A 20,203-nucleotide genomic window follows, 5' to 3' on the forward strand; every position below is an offset into this window, starting at 1 on the left:
TAATGCGCGTATCGTTGAATAAATCGTTGTATGGCTTACATTCATTGTTTGATCCAAATCAGGAAATGTCTTTAAACGCTTTGCTATTTGCTGAGGAGACCATAAACAACGGATCGCTTCAACAATAAATTTCCAGAGGATTGAATCGATTTTGAGTTTTCTGTGACCACGTCTACGTCTAGCGAAGGTGTTATCAGAAGCATATCGAGCTTGATAAACGTCATTGATGCTATTTCTTTTAAGCTCACGATAGATCGTACTAGGATGTCTTTTAATGAGTTCAGCAAATTTTCTGGCTGAAAAGCCTTCTTTTCTTGACTCAAGCATTAATGCAGTACGATCTTCAAAGTTAAGATGATGGTATGACAATTTTATATACTCCATAAACCCTTTAAATTAATTAGGTGGTTTATGTCGCACTTCAAGTTTTACTCTGCCAACTATTAATAGCATTCTTACAGATTTTGTATTTTTCAAAGTTCTAATATCTAAGAATAAATCTTTAATTAATTTCAATCTTTTCCGCCTTCACATGAGGATTATATTCAAGAGCCCAAAACGGATATTTATTCCAAGGTTTAGCGTATTTTAAAATACTTTCAATATAAAACTGGTCCCATGTTTTCATTCTTGGCATTACTCTAAGGGTTAAATGATTTTTGAAATTATAATTTTTTTCTTATTTTATTTAGTATTTTAAAAGATTCTTCTTTAGTTATTTTTAAATCATAAGAAGTCATGAATAAATATGAGCCATCTTGATTCTTTTGTATATCTGGATCCATACATAAATCAATTTGAAGCTTTCTCGCTAAATAAATATTATTAAATTTTAACTCATCTAAACTAGTTTTTTTTTGTTGTACTTGAACAAAAAAGTCTAAAAATTCTTTAATAAAACGGTCTAAGTACCAATTTATTTTAAAGTAACTACTCAATATATATTCAAAACTTTCTTCTTCAGTAGCAGTTATTAACTTAAATTGGTTAAGAGAACAGCTTAGCTGATTATAAAGTATAAATATTTTTTGATTTTCAATCTTATATTCATCTATCAGATTATCCATATAAATATTAAATTTAATGTCATCAAGTACTTCGAAATTAGTAATTATTTCTTCAGATCTATTCTTTGATTTTAATCCATACATTGTTTGATGAATTAAATTAATAATATTCATTGCTTGGGTTAGACAATCTAAAGCTTTATCATGCTTAACTTGCTCTTTCCAATTATTAAGTAAAAATAAAGCAGCGACTGGAGCATAAAGAGTAGCTGTCCAGCCTAAAATACCAACTATTGCGTTAGTAATATCTGCACCTTGGACTGGTGTAATGATCAAGGTATAGATTAAAAAACCTATCATTAAAAGAACAAGATAGGTAATCACCAGTGCAGCTATTAAAGATATTTTGTTAGCCATAATTTTATATAATTTGATCCTGATTCAACTTTTTAATATTATTTTCCCAATCTTCAGCAAAATTTCTTCTTTTACCCTTCTCAAAATATATTCTGTTTTTTATAAGTTTTTTAACTTTATCTGACAGAATAACGTTCTCAATCATATTCATTGCTTTTTGTAGATCTTCAAATGAAACTTGAACATAGCCATCCGTTACATCATTAGAATTATCCTCTACAGTATGATTAATTAGCCTTTTGATAGTGTAGCTACCAATGGCCAGACTATTTGCTATCGAACTGAAGGTTCTGCGTAAATCATGATAGGTAAATTGAATACCTGAATTTTCAATAACCTTTTCTCTGGCTGCACGTCTATCTGTTAAATGGGAATCCTCACCACGCCCCGGGAAAATATATTTTGAGTTAGAACGTTTTTTACGTTCCTTCAATATATACCAGAGCGTTTCACCCATTGGCAGCATCAGATCCTCACCGTTTTTAGTGTCAGTAACGGTAATAGTTCCATACTTTAGATCTACTTTAGACCATTCAGCCGTTTCAGCTTCATTTCGACGAAAGCCAGTTAAAGCGATCAGGAAGAGAAAATCTTGGTTTGTATAAGCATACATATCATCATTTTGATGACCTACCCATGTAGTGGTTGCAACAGCATAGGCCCAATCTTCACGTTGATCTGAACGAATATAATTTTTTCTACGCTTAATCGTATTCCATGCATTCAGCTCATATAGTGCAGCGACTGGATTATTGCCTTTAATGATCTTCTCACCTTTATCATCGGTGTAGTATTTTTTTGAATAATTGAATAGGGCAGAGAAGAACTTCATTGCCAGGTTCGCTTGTGCATGGCCAACACTGGAGTCTGAAAGCGATTTATGTTTTGCATGAATCATCTTTTCAGTGATTTCATTAATTTTTAAATCTTTCCAGTCTGCAAGATAACTGTTAGTACACTTCGTATATGCAGTAATTGAATCTTTGGCCAGAGTTTTATTCTTTTTATAATTCTCAAAGGCTTCGCTAACAGTGGGAATTTTCTTAAATAGACTTTCTTCATAAATAGACTGCTGCTTGATATTTCTCTTCTGGGCAACCGGATCTATACCTTTGTCCATGTTGAGCAGTAAATCTTTAGCTATGGTACGAGCTTGCTCTAAAGTATAAACACCATGCTTTCCTATTATTTTTCGCTTAGCTTTACCATTAGGCATTTTCTTTTCAACAAAGTAGCTTTTTACACCACCTACACAAATACCAAAGCCTGTCGTAACTGTATCCCGGTAAAAAACCTGTTTTTCTGGTGATAGAGGAATAGAGTCAATAAAGGTCTTGGTGAGTTTTTCGTGTGGCATGTGTTGACCCCTTAGCAGTACAGAGCAATATATAACAATACACAGCAATTTTTCTAGGGTCTATTAGAAGTCTATTTTTTGAAGGTATTGAGAAAAAGTCTATTTTATAAATTATCTTTAAAGGCGTAACTTGTTGTTATTATAAGAAATTGGTGTCTCCGGTGATGCCGCTGCATGTCGTTACCCTTGAACCCTAAAGTTCAAGGTGGACGCGACGCATACTTGCTGGGTTTCCTGCTCAAGGCAGGCATACACTCTAAATATGCAGAACGCAATCCTAAAGTGATGATATCGGCTCAGGGGAATAGACTCGCTGGCGAACATCTCAGAGACAAGTTAAGTATAACTGATCTGAAGCTGATGGCAATTGAATAAACTTTTAGGAGTGTAAAGTTAATTTTCAATTGACGAGTATTTATACGTAATCATGTATATGTCAGACAATTTTCTCGACATCTTGCATAATCGTACTCAACAAACGTTCACAGTGTGCATATTCCTGAAGTGATTTATTTAAAGTGAGTACTTCCTGCATTAGGGAAAGCGCTACCATAATAACCAGTTTGTTATGTTCAGTCCGTGGAGCATTACGGCGTATTTCATGAAATTTTTCATTTAACAATTGCCCGGCACGCTCCAGTTCTTCCTTTTTATCCGCAGTAGTTGCCAGCCGGAAAGTCTGTTCAATCAGACGCAGTTCAACCATTACCGGTTCACTCATGTCGAAGACTCCTCACTCATATCCGTGTTTGGGTGGGCAAGCTGCTGGATTTCCTGCGCATGCTGATCCTGACTGGTTCCTAAAATGGCCAGACGCTGAATAATGGCTTCTACCTTGTGTTTAGCCAGTTCGTTTTTCTGAAGCAGCCGCTCACGCTCCTGCTGAAGATCATGTATTTCCTGCTGGGACTGACGTTGCTGGGCCTGTAACTGCTCTTTAGTCGCACGGAGCTCATTCCGTTCGCTTAAAATTTCCTGAAAACGATTTTTAAGGTCAGTACAGCTTTTTTCTAGACGGCTATACCGATCTGCCAGAGCAGTGGCATCTGTATTGAGCTGTTTGAACTGACTTTCTACACTGCCCAGTTTCTCTGTCAACTGGTCAATTTCTTCTTGTTTTTGGGTAATGATGCCATTTTTTTGCACAACTTGAGCGTGATGATGCTGATCACTCTCTTCTTTGGCTTGAACGAGCGAACTATTTTCACTCTCAAGATGATGAAGCCGTGTTTTTAAAACACCAATATGCGCCTGTAGACGCTGTAATTCTTCTAACATAACGAGGTCGCACAGAATTGCAATCAAAGGTAATATATAAGCAGTATAAAGATTGGAAAAGCGAATGCAAGACGATATTTCAGGTTGGATAGACTGGCAGCAACAATTTAATGGAATTGAAGAAATTTCGAGCCCAAGTGAGTTACATGGCTTACTCACAGGTATAGTTTGTGTTACAGAGGCGCCCACTCGAGATGAGTGGATGAATATTCTCGCAACTCTTCATGTACCTGCTTTAAGTGATGAAGCACTGGCCATGCTGGCAGAGGAAGCAGAAGATGTATTTCATGCGCTGTCAGAAGATGAACTCGACTATTTACCTTTACTGCCTGATGATGAGCATATGCTGGCTGACCGGGTACAGGCACTGGCAGACTGGTGTGCAGGTGTAGTGCTGGGGTTTGGCCTTGCATCAGGACATATTCGATCTGACGAAAAAGAACTGATTGAGCACTTACAGGATGTAGCCGCAGTTGAATTTGAAGAGTCAGATGATGATGAAGAAGGCGAGGAAAGCTATCAGGAGTTATATGAGTTTGTACGTCTGATACCGGTTAGCCTTTCGATTGGACGTAAAAAAATTACAGTCTCAGAAAGCTCATTATTGCAACATGTTCAGGCTCAGGCTAAAAAGACCCCCTTATCTGATAGCCAAAATGTAGTTGAAATGTTTACGCCGCACCGTCCGAGTTAACTCGGACCTGGTGTTTGGTTAATACCAGCCGTGTTATATCCCATACTTTACAATTAAAGATTACCAGCATGATAAAACTGACTCAAGAAGACTTTCAACAGCGTCGCGACTGTCTGGCTGTACATATGGGGCCAAACAGTATCGCCATTATTGCCACCAGTCCGGTTGCCTACCGTAACCGGGATGCTGACTATAAATTCCGTGCCGACAGCAGCTTTTACTATCTGACCGGGTTTGCAGAGCCAGAAGCAGTGGCAGTCATTGAAACCTTTGAGACAGCAGATGACTACACCTACAGCCTGTTTTGCCGTGAACGTAACCGGGAAATGGAAATCTGGAATGGATACCGTGCTGGTATTGATGGCGCAATTGAAGATTATGAAGCTGATGAAGCTTATGCGATTGATCTGCTTGATGAAGAGATTATTGAAAAGTTGCTGAATAAAGCACGTCTGTACTATCGTATTGGACACAATGCCGAATTTGATGCCCGGGTCAGTCAATGGATTAAACAGGCTGATACCCAGCAGCGTCGTGGCGATGGTTCTCCATCACAGCTTTTACAGCTGGACCGTATTTTAGATGAAATGCGCCTGATCAAATCTGCCAAAGAAATTGAGATCATGCAAGCCGCATCTGTAATTAGTGCACAGGCCCATACTCGTGCCATGCATCAGGTACGGCCGGGCATGATGGAGTATGCTCTGGAAGCAGAGCTAAATTATGTATTTGGCCAGTATGGTTGCGTACCGTCCTATAACAGCATTGTCGGTGGTGGAGCTAATGGCTGTATTTTGCATTATATAGAAAATAACCAGCCACTTAAAGATGGTGATCTGGTACTGATCGATGCGGCTTGTGAATATGAGCATTATGCCTCTGATATTACCCGTACATTTCCGGTAAATGGTAAATTTACCCCTGAACAGAAAGTCTTGTATGAAATTGTATTAAAAGCTCAGCTGGCTGCTATTGACGCAGTACGCATCGGGAATTCTTACCGTGAACCGCATGAGCGTGCAGTTCGTATCCTTACAGAAGGTCTGGTAGCACTCGGACTTTTAAAAGGTAATGTAGATGAACTGATCGAAACTGAAGCTTACCGCCAGTTCTATATGCATGGTACCGGCCACTGGCTGGGGATGGATGTGCATGATGTCGGGTCTTATAAGAAAGATGGGGAGTGGCGCAGTTATGAAGCTGGTATGGTGATTACTGTTGAGCCCGGATTGTACATTGCTCCAGACGATGAAACCGTAGACAAAAAATGGCGGGGGATTGGGATCCGCATTGAGGATGATGTAGTGGCTACAGAACATGGTCCACTGATTTTAACAGCCGAAGTCGTAAAAACAGTTGCAGACATTGAGCATTTAATGGCTCAGGCCCAGCAGTGATCTGCCAGAAATAAGGAAACTGTTATGCAGCAACAAGTGATTATTGTTGGTGGGGGGATGGTCGGCTTAAGTCTTGCTTTAATGCTGGCTAAAGCCAAAATCGGAGTCAAGTTACTCGAAGCTATTCGCTATCCTGACTACACCGATACAGAAAGTGTTCCCTATCACTCCAGTTTTGATGCACGTAATACGGCGCTTTCACGCCGGAGTGTACAGATTTACCAGAAGTTGGGGCTGTGGGAGGCTCTTCAACAGCATGCTACACCTATTCTGGAAGTTCATATTACAGAACAGGGAAGTTTTGGTAAGGCTCGTCTGAAAGCTGAGCAGGAAAATGTTGAGAGCTTTGGACAGGTGATTGAGAATGCCTGGCTTGGACGGGTACTTCTAACTCAAGTGCGCCAGCAACCTTTGATAGAATTAATTGATGGAGTACAGGTTAAGGCATTAACTCAAGATACAGAACAGGTCTACATTGAGGCAGAACGAGAAGGTCAAGAACTGCAACTTACTTCAAAACTGGTGATTGCTGCTGATGGCCGCGATTCTTTTTGCCGACAGGCCTTGGGTGTTGGTGTAGATGTGCATGATTATGACCAGGTGGCAATTGTCACCGCGGTACAGACATCCAAACCGCACCGTCAGGTTGGTTTTGAGCGTTTTAGTCCTTTAGGACCGTTGGCGCTCTTGCCACTTCCGGGTGAGTATCGACGTTCTGTGGTCTGGCCAGTTAAAAAGGGGACTGAACATGAGTGGCTGGGTGAAGAAAATGATCAGCATTTTTTAAATGCCTTACAACAGACTTATGGTGACCGGGCAGGGAAATTTGAAAAGACCGGAAAACGCTTCAGTTATCCATTGTCACAGGTTCTGGCCCATAAACAGGCAGTTGGCCGGGTAGTTTTGATGGGCAATGCTGCACATACACTCCATCCTGTGGCCGGTCAAGGCTTTAATCTGTGCCTGCGTGATGCGGATGTCTTGTTGCGTTTTCTCGGCAGTCATCTGACAGTATCTGATGATCTGGGTGAGCCAGAAGTTCTAAAAGCTTATGAACAGGCCCGCCTGACCGACCAGCAACGGGTCATCAAGTTTTGTGATTCGGTAGTACGAGGTTTTAGTAATCAGAATCCGGTTCTGAAACTGCTACGCAATACCGGTCTGATTGCTTTTGATATAGTTCCGGGAATAAAGCCTCTAGTAGCCAATTATGCAATGGGGCTAAAAGCATGAGTGAAATTCTAGATGTGGTTATTGTCGGTGGCGGTCTGGTTGGTGGTCTAACAGCATTATTATTGGCGCAAGGTGGAGTTCAGCCTACTGTACTGGATGCGGCACCGGTCTTGGCAGAAGCACAGGTATTGCCTGTAGTAAATCCCAGGGTATTGGCACTGAGCCAAGCGACCATTCATCTTTTAAAAACAGTAGGCGTGTGGAAAGAAATCGCCAGACATATGCCCTATACCGGTATGCAGGTCTGGAATAAAAATGGCTATGGCGAAATAGCTTTTGGTCATCAATCACAGACCTTTCCGCCAGAAGATCAGTGGCTTGGCTCAATGGTCGAGCCAAGCATACTCAATCTTGCGATTCAGAAAAAATTGCTGGAAAATGTACAGGATTATCGTACCCAAATTAAAGTCACTCACATTGAACAGGGTATAAATGGATGGCATCTACAGCTTGCTGATGGTTCAGCAGTATATACCCGGTTACTGATTGGGGCAGACGGTGCCCAGTCATTTGTACGTGAACAGGCTATGATCGATCTGGACGTGCTGGACTACAAACAATCAGCGGTTAGCTGTGCCATTAAACCCGCCCAGCCACATCAGCACGTAGCACGCCAGATCTTTTTGCCCACTGGCCCGCTGGCTTATCTGCCTATGGCCAGTATACAGCCCGAAGAATATGGCTACTGGCAATCAATTGTATGGACTTTGCCAGAAGATTATGCCGATGAATATTCGGCTCTAAGTGATGAAGAATTTGCCCGGCTTTTAACTAAAGAAAGTCAGCATATGCTGGGAGAAGTTCAAGTAGTGCGTTCAAGGGCCAGCTTTCCTTTAAAAGCGCGCTCCGCTCAGCGCTATGTAAAAAAAGGACTGGCATTGATAGGAGATGCTGCTCACGTAATCCATCCGTTGGCCGGTCAGGGAGTAAATATTGGTTGTCTGGATGCTGCCATACTTTGTGATGCATTATTACATGATGCTAAACGGGGAGTATGGGCACATGAGCAGACATTGCTACGTTATGAGCATCGCCGTAAAGGACAGAATGCAGCTATGATGCATGGTATGTCAGTATTGGGCTGGCTTGAAACCCGAGAGCTGTTTCCAGTGATCTGGGCACGAAATCTGGGGAAAAAGCAGGTTAATCAGCAGCCATTACTTAAAGATCTTTTTATGTCGCAAGCCAGTGGCCTGATTCACTTAAAAGATACACGTTATTGTAAAACTGGCGAATAAAAACACTTTCGTGCATTTCTTTTATAATTGATTACGAATTTGATTAAAAAAGATACGTTTTTTCTGCTTTTAGCTCTTTGCGAATTCGTTAGAGATTGCTAAATTCCAACCTAAATTACCACGGTTCACCATGGAATATAGGCATTTATGGGGAGTGAGAAAACAGATATGAATGATTATGATGATGTAGAAGATGTAGCAGTCGATGAAGATGAAGCAAAAGCAGCTGAGAAAGGTGCAGTTGACGAAGAAGCGGTTCTTAACGACACAGATCTGGCGGAAGCTGAAACTCTGACCGTCACTGCAAAGCAGAAGAAACGTCAAGCTTTGGAAGATGAAATAGCACGCTTTTTGGCAAGTGGTGGGAAAATTACTGAAGTCCCGCCTGATGAAGGCGTACGCAGCTAATCGCATTGAACAGAGTTAATCTAAAAAAGCATCATTCGTGATGCTTTTTTAGTTAGGACATTAATTTCAATAACCTATCCGGTTTGAGACTGCAATTCCAAGGCGCGCTGGTAAGCCACTTTCTTTTTAATACCAGTCAAGTCCGCAGCAAGTTGAGAAGCAGCTTTAACTGATAAATCCTGAAGCAGGCGGCTCAGAAGCTGGTCGAGTTTCTCTTGATCAATATCTTTTTGCTGGATAGAGCCTCCTACCACAACGACAATTTCACCCTTTTGCTGATGATGGTCTGCTTCAATAAAAGTGACCAGTTCACCTAGGGTCATTTTTTTGATGGTTTCAAAAGTTTTGGTAATTTCCCGTGCAAAACCGACCGGACGCTCTGATCCAAATACCTTTGCCATATCCTGGATGCTGTCCAAAATACGGTGAGGTGCTTCATAAAAAATTAAAGTTTGGGTTTCATCTTTCAGTTTTTCCAGCTGCGCCAGACGCTGTGAAGACTTGGAGGGCAAGAAACCTTCAAAACTGAAACGGTCACTAGGCAGGCCAACTGCACTTAAGGCTGCAATTGCAGCACAGGCGCCAGGCACCGGTATCACTCGAATACCTTTTTCTTGAGCCGCACGTACCAGTTTAAAGCCAGGGTCACTGATCAGGGGAGTACCTGCATCACTGATCAGCGCCATATTTTCACCTGATTGTAATTTTTCAATTAAATAATCAATTTTATTATTTTCATTATGATCATGACATGCAGTAAGGGGCGTGGTTATATTATAATGTTTTAATAATTGGGCAGACTGTCGTGTATCTTCTGCTGCGATCAGAGCTACGGATTTAAGAACATCAATTGCTCGATAGGTCATATCATCCAGGTGCCCAATCGGCGTTGCCACTACAAATAATTGAGCACTCATAAGGGTGGTTCCATGATTAATAATAAAAAAGTTTTGCTGTTGATCAGTTTGTTCAGCTTCATGCAGACAGTGCAGGCAGAAGTTCTGGTTATTCTACCTGAAACCGGCCCGCTCGCGCGAGCTGCCTCTAGTGTAAAGCAGGGGGTTATGAGTGCTTATGAAGCATCTGGCAGTCAAGAACAGCTTAAATTCGTAAACTCATACGGACAAAACATGAAAAGCCTGTTCGCCAAACATATAAAACCCAAGACTCGGCTAGTTGTAGGGCCATTGAGCCGTGAAAAAGTAGAAGAGGCCGTCAGGCTTAATCCAAAAGTACAGGTACTGGCTTTAAATGAAATTGGGCAGCATCACAATAAGGTATTACAGTTTAGCCTGTCGAAAAATGCAGATGCAGCTACTATGGGCGCGCTTATGCTTCATGACAATATCCGTCAGGTGTCAGTTTTAAGAGAACCGGGCATAGAAGCAGATAGTGAAATTTTTTTAATTGCACTGATGTCACAACTGGATTATCCGGTTCAGATCATTGAAGTTTTGCCTAAAAAACTGCCGAAACAGCAGGCACTTTTACTGCTGGGTAAGACTGACTGGCTCAATAGCATAGTTAAATTACCAAAAACAGGTATTTATGCTCATGCGATCGCGATTGAAGAGGGAGCAAAAATTCCGGAGGGCTTGAAATTCTGTGATGCTCCGGCACTTTATGAAGCAAAATGGCCAGAAATGATCATAGCTTATCAGCAGCAGCCGGTTAACATGGCTTATCAGCGTCTACTGGCTTTTGGTGGAGATGCATGGACTTTGGCAGAGCATTACTTACAGCAGCCCAAAAATATTCCCATAGGTGACTTCAGTTTTGAAGGACGAACAGGACAGATCCGTGTAGAGACCCGGCAGATAAAGCGCACTCCACAATGTTATCAGCAGGTGCAGGGTAAGTTGCAGCGAATAATATTATAAAACCTTTGATTATTATAAAAATGGTTACTTTTACTAAACAGTTAGGGCAGTGGGCTGAGCAGCAGGCCAAGATATTTCTAGAGCAGCAGGGCTTTGTATTTTTGAATCAGAATTATCATTCCCGGTACGGAGAAATAGATCTGGTTGTATGCCGGAACCAGGAACTAATATTTGTTGAAGTCAAAGCCCGTAGTATGACAGGTTATGGACGTGCCCAAGAAGTCATTTCCAGAAGTAAACAAAAAAAGATTATTCAGACGGCAATGTCTTTTATAAGCCAACATCCTGTTTATGAAAATTATTACTGCCGTTTTGACGTGATTTGCTTTAACTTCTCTACACAAATTGCAAAAAAGGTACAGCAAGACTTTTATAAGCTACCGTATGATCTTGAGTGGATTGAAAATGCATTTACTTTAGATTGAGAGTTCTTTACTCTGTCATACAGTCTGGGAAAATGAACCTGTCAATAAAGATCAGATCTAAAAATTAGGGAGTCTTGCTGAGTGTTTAATCGTTTCACTTTGGCTTTGCTATGTGTGGCAAGCTTATCTGGATGCGCAAGCTTTATTTCAAATGGTACTGGTGCTACTCCTGTTGGTACTGATAGTGGTGTGCGTTCATTGGGACAAGTTTTTATTGATTCTTCAATTGAACGTACTGCCAATATTAATCTTTATAAACTTGATCCCCGCTTTAAACAGTCACGTATTAATGTCGAAAGCTTTCATGGCAATGTCCTGCTTACAGGGCAAGTACCTGATGTTTATCTGAAACAGCTTGCAGAAGACAATGTACGGGCCATGTCTGATGTCAAAACCGTGCATAACTATATTACAGTGGGTGATAAAGTCGGTTATAACACTATCATGCAGGACGCAGCCGTTACCGCAAATACGCGCGGACTGATTATGAAGGCCAAAATGGTCTCTGACAGCAAAGTACTGGTGCATACAGAAGATGGCGTACTTTATGTAATGGGTCGTCTGAATAATGCTGAAATAAATGATCTTAATCAGGTTTTACAGCAGGTAGGCAATATTACCAAAATCGTTACCCTGATTGATAATGTCGAGCAGGGTTCAGGTCCAGTTGCCAGTTCTTCTCTCGCAAGTCCAGTAGCAAACAATTATGCAGCACCGGAAGTCGAAACTCCTGTTGCTATTGATCCTGATCAGCCTGAACCGGTCTCTATTCAGTAAATCTTATGCAGATTCTTCAAAATTTACAGCGTTTAACTACACAGGCGAAGCTTCGTTATCAGGAGTTTCGCCTGTATGACGCGGCTAGTTATATGCTCAATCATCTGACGCCTAGACAGTCTTTTGAATTGAATCAAGATATAGCATATGGCACAAAAGCTAGACAGCTTCTTGATATTTATCGTACTAAACATCCACTGCCTCAACGTCCGGTGATTGTCTTTGTACATGGAGGAGCTTGGCAGCATGGAGATAAAAAGGATTATGTATTTATCGGCGAAGCATTTACACGCGAAGGCTATGATGTAGTAGTTTTAAATTATCATCTGGCCCCCCAGCATATTTTTCCGAGCTATATTGATGATCTGACCCTGGCATTAAATTATCTGGACCAGCATCAGCAGGAATTGCATATTTCAACTGAACAGCTGATTCTGATGGGACACTCTGCAGGCGCATTTAATGTAATGTCGGCAATCTATCATCCTACACCCTATACCTTGGAATGCCGTTCAAAAATCAAGGTAGTAATTGGAATCGCCGGCCCTTATCATTTTGATTATAAGGGTGATCCAATTGCTCAGGATGCGTTTGACCAAAACATTCCTTATCATGAGGTCATGCCTTATTACTTTGTTGACCATAACCCGATCCGGCACTGTCTGGTTGTAGCTGAAAATGATCAGGTTGTTAAAAAAAGTAATAGTGATGACTTGGACCAGCAATTACGACAGTGTGGCAATTATAGCCAGATCGTGATGATCCCTAAAACTGGACATATTACAGTTTTAGGGAGCTTATCGAGTCTGTTCAGTTGGCACTTTCAAACCAAGCAAAGCATACTTAAATTTCTTGATGAAGCACTCAAGGCCAGTTAACTGGCCTTTCTTAATATTCAATAATTGGCGTTCCATGAAGTACGTGCATAATCATGGAATGGGCAATACTGCCTTTGAACGGAATTTCTGGTAACTTATCAAATCTGAAAAAACGGGCATCACTGATTTCTTCTTCCTGAAGCTTGATGTCACCCGACTCATATTCAGCATGAAAAGCCAGCATCAGATTGCTGGGAAATGGCCAAGGCTGGCTGGCTAGATACCGGATGTTCTTCAGGTGCAGTCCTACCTCTTCTAATGTTTCACGACGTACTGCATCTTCTAGCGTTTCACCCACCTCGACAAAACCAGCAATCAATCCGTACATTTTGCCTTTATTGCGTACAGACTGCGCCAGCAGAATTTCATCTTCGCCGCGAGTAATAATTGTAATCACGCAAGGTTGTACACGTGGATATTGCCGATAACGGCAAGTAGGGCAGATCATGGCGTATTCGAGAGGATGGACCTCTGTTTCATGTCCACAGTGGCTACAAAATTTATGATTACGACGCCATTCTAATAGCTGCACAGCACGGCTAGCCTGTTCAAACTGGCTACGGCTCCACAAACTGATCAATTGTCGGATCGGAACCAGATGCAGGCCTTCAGGGATAGCATCTATATCAAGAAGATCACGGGCAATGATCTGATCGCCCGGAATAAAATCAAGATCATCTTCCAGCTTCTCGACCTCAGGAAGCTGGAAGTTTTCATCAACTAACAACTGTTGTTCATGAAAGATGTAAGCAAGTGATAGTTCAGACATTTAGGCAGCGGCAACAAGTTTTTGACTACTTGCTAATGCTACATTAAACATTGAGCCTAAAACAGGCTGTTTATTTTTTAAATTTTCAATCAGCATATCGGCGCTCGCCAGAATATTGAGCAGATCTTCAATATGCTGGGCTTCAATAACCAGCGCATGTTTGTTTGAATGTTCCAGAAACCGCGCCCCTTCAAGTAAAGCCTGTTGACATTTTTCCATTCCCAAGAATAAAACGGCACCAGAAATTTCCTTAAACTGGTTACATACCCCTTCAATGTTTAAGGTGTTCGGGTCTTGCAGATAAAGGGTAAGGCTCTGGCTGGCCAAATCGATGAGTGATTTGGTCTCGGTTAAAAGCATTTCATGAGCTTCATCAAGCCGGTCCAGAGAGATACTCATGTTATTTACACGAATTTGCAGGCGGCTGGAGGTGTGGTGGCGTTCCAGTATTCCAATAGAGTTCATTGCCGATAAAATACTGTTCATCAGCTGTTGGGCATAGTTTTCATCTGTCAGAACGTTCGGCTGACTTAAAACCCGAGCCTGCTGCGTTAACTCTATATAAGCTTCATTCAGATTCAGCAGTTTGAAAATATTGGCCAGCATCAGCAGGTTCTGCTGAATATCCTGACTTTTTTCCGGCGACATATTCTGATAGTTGTATTCAATATCATGACGAATCTGGGCCATCTGGGTGGTGATCAGGTCAGTAATTGCATGAATGGTTTCATAGTCCGGTCCGAACAGATGACGGCTTAGTACCTGAAGCTGGGTATCAGTCAAGATTTCATCACCGATATTGAGCTGTTCACGGACATGTTGCGACAGTATATCTTCTTGACTAATACACAGTACCAGTATGTCAGCCAGATCTTCAATTGATGGGCTAAAGCTGTCTGGTTGTGTTAAAAACTTATCAATACTGGTTTCAATACGGATTAAGGTACGCAGGCGCGGTTCATTTAAAATCAGTTCTTCTATCTGGTTAAAGGCCATATACACCAGATTCCAGTACTGTTGACTAGGCTGGTTATTGGCTAGAAATGCCAGATATGCTCCTACCAGTTTAATGCCTTGTAAATCGAGCTCGGTTTCCTGCTGTTTTAATATTCTGTTCAAACACATTTTATAAAGCTGGTGTACATAGCTGGATTGTTCCAGATGTGGCGCAGCAGGCAGTTTAAACTCAGGTGACATAAAGTCGAGCAGTGGAACCAGTGGCTCACCTTCACGAGTTAGAGGCTTATTCAGTGCTTTTTCAAGTTGATTCAATGTATCCAGTAGAAATTGGGGGACTTTGACTTCACGCAGGCAAATAAACTCAACATAGCGTTTGAGCATGGTTGTACCCTCACTGAGCGCCACCACCTGGCTATGATCAATATGTTGTGGATCGCTCATAATCTTGCGCATCAGTTCTGCAGAGTAAGCTGAAATCTGGGCCAGATGTGGTATATCAATCAGTGCAAGTACATGTGCGCATTGCTGAAACTGCGCTAGGGTATCCTCAATACCAAAAGGTAAACTCTGATCCTCTGCCAAGGTGCTTACAGCGGATTCAACCAGTTTTATAGAGTTGTCGATTTCATTTTTTATTATCAGTAATGCAGTTGGATCAAAATGAATCGAGGTTTGGTAAGACATATGATCTGCACCTTTCCTAGTGTTATATCTGTTCATGTAAGGACTGGTATAAATAACCGCCTTACTTCTAGAGATTAATATAACTTAACTAGAAAAGGTTTATATACAAAAAATAACACTTTATGTGGTTTTTTTTATCGGGCAAATAAACAGGGTTCGCCATTCTTTTCCTGATAGTGTTGAACCCACTCTTCATGAGCCGCAAGCTCTTCGGGTGAAGGCACAATTACGGGCAAATCAACATTGATCACTTGTCGTGAAGCCTGTGACTGGCTTATTTCGCTTTGAGACAGGGCATCCATATCAAAGGATACTTGTCCACCTGTCATGGCCAGATATACATCGGACAAGATCTCGGCATCGAGCAAAGCGCCGTGAAAAGTACGGTCTCGTACCGGAATTTCATAACGGCGAACCAGAGCATCCAGCGAGTTCTTCTGTCCGGGATGCTTGCTTTTAGCTAGTGCCAGGGTATCAGTTACTTCACACACTTCAGATAATGCAGGGAATCCTGCGCGTTTGAACTCCATATCAAGGAAGTTCATATCGAAGCTCGCATTATGGGCAATAATCTCGGCACCTTTTAAATAATTAAAAAGAACCTCTGCAATTTCCACATAACGTGGCTTATCCTGCAGGAATTCATCAGTAATACCGTGAATGTCTACTGAGTCGCCGACCGGTTTTTCCGGATTGATATAAATATGGATTGAGCTGCCGGTAAGTTTACGATTTACCATTTCAATGGCACCGACTTCAATAATCCGGTCTCCATCCTGAAAATAAAAACCGGTAGTCTCCGTGTCAAGAATCAGCTGGCGCGGACCATGTAGCTCCAGAGTCGCTTCAGTGGTGACTACATATGGATGGCTTGACTCAGCCGTCTCTATTTCAGTAGCTAATCCATCATCCATTAATTCAACCTGATCTGGCAATAACAGGGGCGACTCTTCTATATGCTCTGGTTCTGATTCAAGTAAATCGAAGCCTAACGGATCATCCAGTAACCAGTCGCTTTCAGACTTTTTTTCTGATGTATGCTCACTATTGAGCTGTGCCTGAACCGGGGTACTGATGCCTTGCATGATTTGATCTGTACCTAAATTTGCCAGCTGGTCTGCCATTTCATTGCCTGCATGGCCAGCATGCCCTTTAATCCAGTTCCATTCGATTTCGCGTCCCTGGCAGGTTGCATCCAGTTTTTGCCATAAGTCAGGATTTTTGACGTCTTTCCAGTTTTTCTTTTTCCAGCCTTCAATCCATTCGGTAATACCCTTTTTGACATAGTTAGAGTCTGTCCAAATGACAAGCTTGGCATCTTTTGGGCAGAATGAAATGCCTTCAATTGCAGCAGTCAATTCCATACGGTTATTGGTAGTAAGGGTTTCACCGCCGCAGATTTTATGTTCTTCCTGCTCGGTAATGATATATGCACCCCATCCACCTAAGCCGGGATTACCGCGGCAAGCACCATCTACATAGAGTGTGATTGTTTGAGACATAAATCAGAAACCTGTCAAAAAAATACAAGGGGAAAATACATACCTGAGACTTCTATTGTATACACAAAAACTGGAAGACGACCTGCTGTTAAAGGGAAATTTTAATTTCTTGTAACATTTCAGGTGGAATCGCGCTAAATTATTGCCTTGTGTCATTGGCAGTCATCACTACAATGGCTTATTTAAAAAATAAACTTTGTGCGAGTTGTTTGGAATTTTTTATGTATAAACCAACCACAGCAGTGTGGCAGCCTTCTGCGTCAATCTTGTTTAAAATTACTCTACTTGGCTCTGCTATTGCAGCACTCGGGATGACGACAGGCTGTTCATCAACTCCCGCGAATTCAAAAACAATAAAATCAAACCAGGTTGGGTCCGGTCTTTTAGATGCCAGCAGTCTGGATTCACTTGAAGATCTGCTTTCTGCGACTGATATGCGCGCTGTTGAAGGCGATCGTCTGCTGATTCTCAAGCACGGTGATGTGTGGAAGCGGATGACTGTAGGCTTCAAGATGGATTTAAATCACTGGGACTCACGTATTGAGGCACAGCGTAGCTGGTTTATTTCACGTCAGCCTTATCTTGACCGTCTAAGTGCACGTGCCAGCCGCTATTTGTACCATACCGTAAAAGAAGCCGAACGTCGTGGTCTGCCAACTGAACTGGCCCTGTTACCAGTCATTGAAAGCTCCTATGATCCGGCAGCGACCAGTAGTGCAGCAGCAGCAGGTTTATGGCAGTTTATTCCAAGCACCGGTAAAATTTATGGTCTGAAGCAAACTTCACTATATGATGGCCGTCGAGATGTGGTTGAATCGACTCGTGCAGCCTATGAGTTCTTGGGCAGCCTGTATAATCAGTTCGGTTCCTGGGAATTGGCACTAGCTGCCTATAATGCCGGGCCGGGTCGCATCCAGCAGGCCATTAACCGTAACCGTGCTGCAGGCTTACCTACTGATTACTGGTCGCTTAAACTGCCACAGGAAACCATGAATTATGTTCCACGTTTCTTGGCAGTAGCACAGATTATTAAAAATCCGTCAGCATATGGGGTATCTTTACCGCCAATTGCTAACCGTCCACACTTCCGCGAAGTTAATTTAAATGGCGGAGTCGGGTTAAATCAGGTTTCTTCTATTACTGGCCTAAGCCGTGCCGAACTTTATGCCTTGAATCCAGGTCATCGCGGTGAATATGTAGATCCGGCCAGCCCGATGCGTATTCTGATTCCAGCTGATCTTAGTCCGGCAATTGATACAAAGCTGCGCAGCCTGAATTCAGGTTCAGGAGGGCTATGGGCAAGCAACCAGCCACCAGTAGCTTCTAAGCCTGCGTCATCCGTAAGTGTGCAGACCAGGGTAACACCAGCTGCTTCTGCAACAGTTCCTTCATCTTCATCAAGCTCTGCACCTGTGTTGGCAAGTAATAGTAGTAAAACAACTACAGCTAAAGTCTCAACACCTAAAGGTTCGGATGCTCTGGCTTCATTTGCAGCAAAAGCAGACATACCAAGTGCTCCGCGTATACCTGTTGCAGTGACACCAGCGGCAAATATTACACCGGTACGTGTAGAGCCACCAATTTCACAAACTGAACGTGACCAGATTCTGGCTCTAGTTAAGGCTGAAGGTGAGAAAAAGTCAGTTGAAGAGGTATTACAGCCTCAAGCCAGCCAGGCTGAAAAAGATGAAGTAGTTGCCGAGCTAAAAGCCCTGGCTCCGCAAGGTACAGAAATTGTTGATCCATATGATGGCAAGATTAAACTGACAGCTATCCAGACCAGTCTCTCAGTAGCTGAACAGCAGGGTAAAGAGGTTAAGCGTGGATTCTCTTATCCAAAAGCCGTGGCAGAAAATACCCTGGCAAACTCGGAAGAGTTAGAGCGCAACAAGGGCAAAGATTATATTAAGACTGACAGCGAAATTGTAGTTATACCACCAAAGGGCAAACGCAGTACCTATACGGTTCAGCCAGGTGATACCCTTGCAGTAATCGCCATGAAAAATGGGGTGAGTTGGCGTGATGTGGCGAAATGGAACCAGATTGACCCAAGTGCTACCTTATATGTAGGAACTTCTTTATACCTGTACGATGCCAATCCACAAAAAGTTGAAGAAAAAACTGTAAAAGCCAGCAAGCCGGAAACTTACCTCGTCAAAGCCAATGATAGTCTGACCAGCGTTGCTGACCAGTTTGGACTCTCGTTAAAACAACTGGCCGACTGGAATAATCTCTCTGTAACTAGTGGTCTGTTTGTAGGACAGAAACTTCAGTTGAAAGATAATCCGAATGCAGCCGTAGCAAAACCCGTTAAGGTGGCTGACACCAGAGTAACCGCAGAACAGCGGATCAAGACCAAGAGTTACACTGTTAAACGTGGCGAATATCTGAAAATGATTGCTGAACGTTATGCGTTATCTAATCAGGAATTGGCAGATTTAACACCTGGCCTGACTGCAACCAGCAGCCTGCTGGTAGGTCAGAGAATCAATGTTCCTGTAGATGAGACCAGTGTTTCTGCTAAAGTCGAAACTAAAGAAGATAAAAAAACAACTTTGAATGACAATATCAAAGTCAGTACGAATTATAAAACCGAAAGTTATAAGGTACAGCGTGGCGATACTCTCACCAGTATTGCAGCACAATCTAAAGTGTCTGTAAGCGAGCTGGCACAGCTTAATAATATCAATACCGGTAGTGGAGTCCGTATTGGCCAGACTTTAAAAGTTCCGGCTGGGGCAAGCATGCCGGATGAATATATTGTTCAGCCGGGCGATACTCTTACATCAGTTGCCGGAAAATATCATTTACAGGTTAATTTTCTGGCAGGCCTAAATGGACTTAACCGTAATTCAGGTTTGCGTGTCGGCCAGAAAATCAAGCTTGATGGAGAATTGCCAGTATCACCTGCACCTGTAGAGAAAGAAACAGTAACTGCAAAGAACAGTAAAAATAATTCTTCTGGCAGTCATCGTGATACTGAGCGTTATACCGTAAAAAATGGAGAGTCTCTGAATACTATTGCCAGCCGTGTCGGTATTTCAGTTAAAGAGCTGGCAGAGTTAAATAATCTGGAGTCACGTGCTGGTCTTTTACGTGGTCAGAACTTGCTGATTCCAAAAACAGTAACTTCATATACGGTAAAACGTGGGGATACATTAATTGGTCTGGCAAACAAATATGGTATGAATACGAGCGAACTGGCAGAAATGAATGATATTCAGCCAAGTACGCAGCTTCGTATCGGTGAAGTGATTAAAGTACCAAATCTATAATAAAAAACCTGAACAGGATCTGGT

At 42.2% G+C, this 20,203-nt stretch carries 19 protein-coding genes and 1 other RNA gene; 10 read left to right on the forward strand and 10 right to left on the reverse strand.

What is annotated here, in order from left to right:
* The 6 genes from J502_RS12595 to J502_RS12620 form a co-directional block, all read right to left on the reverse strand.
* Positions 1-384: helix-turn-helix domain-containing protein (locus tag J502_RS12595; RefSeq protein ID WP_019767839.1), on the reverse strand; the 384-nt coding region annotated here is incomplete at its 3' end.
* A gap of 281 nt (positions 385-665) precedes the next feature.
* Positions 666-1,424, reverse strand: a complete 759-nt coding sequence (locus J502_RS12600; RefSeq protein WP_034684343.1) for a hypothetical protein — start codon at positions 1,422-1,424, stop codon at positions 666-668.
* A gap of 4 nt (positions 1,425-1,428) precedes the next feature.
* Complete coding sequence (locus J502_RS12605; RefSeq protein WP_034684345.1) at positions 1,429-2,781, reverse strand: tyrosine-type recombinase/integrase; 1,353 nt, start codon at positions 2,779-2,781, stop codon at positions 1,429-1,431.
* A 151-nt stretch (positions 2,782-2,932) separates the two neighbouring features.
* A non-coding RNA gene (ssrS, locus tag J502_RS16445) (6S RNA) lies at positions 2,933-3,116 on the reverse strand.
* Between the two features lie 101 nt (positions 3,117-3,217).
* Positions 3,218-3,502 (reverse strand): cell division protein ZapA, encoded by a 285-nt coding sequence (locus tag J502_RS12615; protein WP_005019143.1) that lies wholly within the window; start codon positions 3,500-3,502, stop codon positions 3,218-3,220.
* On the reverse strand, positions 3,499-4,059 hold the full coding sequence (locus J502_RS12620; protein ID WP_005019144.1) for a hypothetical protein: 561 nt from the start codon (positions 4,057-4,059) through the stop codon (positions 3,499-3,501). The genes J502_RS12615 and J502_RS12620 overlap by 4 nt, the downstream gene beginning before the upstream one ends.
* Before the next feature lie 64 nt (positions 4,060-4,123).
* Between J502_RS12620 and J502_RS12625 the strand changes: the two genes are divergently transcribed.
* From J502_RS12625 to J502_RS12645, 5 genes are all read left to right on the forward strand, one after another.
* The gene (locus tag J502_RS12625) at positions 4,124-4,753 is read left to right on the forward strand and encodes a UPF0149 family protein (protein WP_005406827.1); all 630 of its coding nucleotides are present in this window, start codon (positions 4,124-4,126) and stop codon (positions 4,751-4,753) included.
* Positions 4,754-4,824: 71 nt separating this feature from the next.
* Positions 4,825-6,150 carry a Xaa-Pro aminopeptidase gene (gene pepP / locus J502_RS12630; RefSeq protein ID WP_034429013.1) on the forward strand — a complete coding sequence of 442 codons (1,326 nt, stop codon included), beginning with the start codon at positions 4,825-4,827 and terminating at the stop codon, positions 6,148-6,150.
* Positions 6,151-6,174: 24 nt separating this feature from the next.
* Positions 6,175-7,383 carry a 2-octaprenyl-6-methoxyphenyl hydroxylase gene (gene ubiH / locus J502_RS12635; protein ID WP_005406546.1) on the forward strand — a complete coding sequence of 403 codons (1,209 nt, stop codon included), beginning with the start codon at positions 6,175-6,177 and terminating at the stop codon, positions 7,381-7,383.
* Positions 7,380-8,621 (forward strand): FAD-dependent monooxygenase, encoded by a 1,242-nt coding sequence (locus J502_RS12640; protein ID WP_034684348.1) that lies wholly within the window; start codon positions 7,380-7,382, stop codon positions 8,619-8,621. Before ubiH ends, J502_RS12640 begins: the two co-directional genes overlap by 4 nt.
* Before the next feature lie 147 nt (positions 8,622-8,768).
* Positions 8,769-9,029 carry a hypothetical protein gene (locus tag J502_RS12645; protein ID WP_005019153.1) on the forward strand — a complete coding sequence of 87 codons (261 nt, stop codon included), beginning with the start codon at positions 8,769-8,771 and terminating at the stop codon, positions 9,027-9,029.
* A 74-nt stretch (positions 9,030-9,103) separates the two neighbouring features.
* Here the strand turns inward: J502_RS12645 and rsmI are convergent, their stop codons facing one another.
* Positions 9,104-9,946: a 16S rRNA (cytidine(1402)-2'-O)-methyltransferase gene (gene rsmI / locus J502_RS12650; RefSeq protein ID WP_005406719.1), complete on the reverse strand. Its 843-nt coding sequence runs from the start codon at positions 9,944-9,946 to the stop codon at positions 9,104-9,106.
* Between the two features lie 12 nt (positions 9,947-9,958).
* Between rsmI and J502_RS12655 the strand changes: the two genes are divergently transcribed.
* The 4 genes from J502_RS12655 (at position 9,959) to J502_RS12670 (ending at position 12,989) form a co-directional block, all read left to right on the forward strand.
* Entirely contained in the window at positions 9,959-10,909 is a 951-nt protein-coding gene (locus J502_RS12655) for a penicillin-binding protein activator (protein WP_034684350.1), read from the forward strand.
* A gap of 20 nt (positions 10,910-10,929) precedes the next feature.
* Positions 10,930-11,334 (forward strand): YraN family protein, encoded by a 405-nt coding sequence (locus tag J502_RS12660; RefSeq protein WP_005406612.1) that lies wholly within the window; start codon positions 10,930-10,932, stop codon positions 11,332-11,334.
* Positions 11,335-11,415: 81 nt separating this feature from the next.
* A complete protein-coding gene (locus tag J502_RS12665) occupies positions 11,416-12,111 on the forward strand; it encodes a BON domain-containing protein (RefSeq protein ID WP_005027202.1) in 696 nt (231 codons plus the stop codon).
* Positions 12,112-12,116: 5 nt separating this feature from the next.
* On the forward strand, positions 12,117-12,989 hold the full coding sequence (locus J502_RS12670; protein ID WP_005405296.1) for an alpha/beta hydrolase: 873 nt from the start codon (positions 12,117-12,119) through the stop codon (positions 12,987-12,989).
* 10 nt (positions 12,990-12,999) lie between these two features.
* On the opposite strand, the gene nudC is transcribed toward J502_RS12670, so the two are convergent.
* From nudC to dnaQ, 3 genes are all read right to left on the reverse strand, one after another.
* Positions 13,000-13,758 (reverse strand): NAD(+) diphosphatase, encoded by a 759-nt coding sequence (nudC, locus tag J502_RS12675; protein ID WP_005405295.1) that lies wholly within the window; start codon positions 13,756-13,758, stop codon positions 13,000-13,002.
* Complete coding sequence (locus tag J502_RS12680; RefSeq protein ID WP_005406832.1) at positions 13,759-15,402, reverse strand: hypothetical protein; 1,644 nt, start codon at positions 15,400-15,402, stop codon at positions 13,759-13,761.
* Positions 15,403-15,536: 134 nt separating this feature from the next.
* Positions 15,537-16,904, reverse strand: coding sequence for a DNA polymerase III subunit epsilon (dnaQ, locus tag J502_RS12685; RefSeq protein WP_034684352.1), 1,368 nt, complete (start codon positions 16,902-16,904; stop codon positions 15,537-15,539).
* Between the two features lie 221 nt (positions 16,905-17,125).
* On the opposite strand from dnaQ, the gene J502_RS12690 reads away from it, so the two are divergent.
* Complete coding sequence (locus J502_RS12690; protein WP_034684354.1) at positions 17,126-20,179, forward strand: lytic transglycosylase; 3,054 nt, start codon at positions 17,126-17,128, stop codon at positions 20,177-20,179.
* The last annotated feature ends 24 nt before the right edge of the window (positions 20,180-20,203 follow it).

The organism is Acinetobacter sp. 1294596, assembly GCF_000582925.1.
In the GTDB taxonomy this organism is placed as follows: domain Bacteria; phylum Pseudomonadota; class Gammaproteobacteria; order Pseudomonadales; family Moraxellaceae; genus Acinetobacter; species Acinetobacter radioresistens.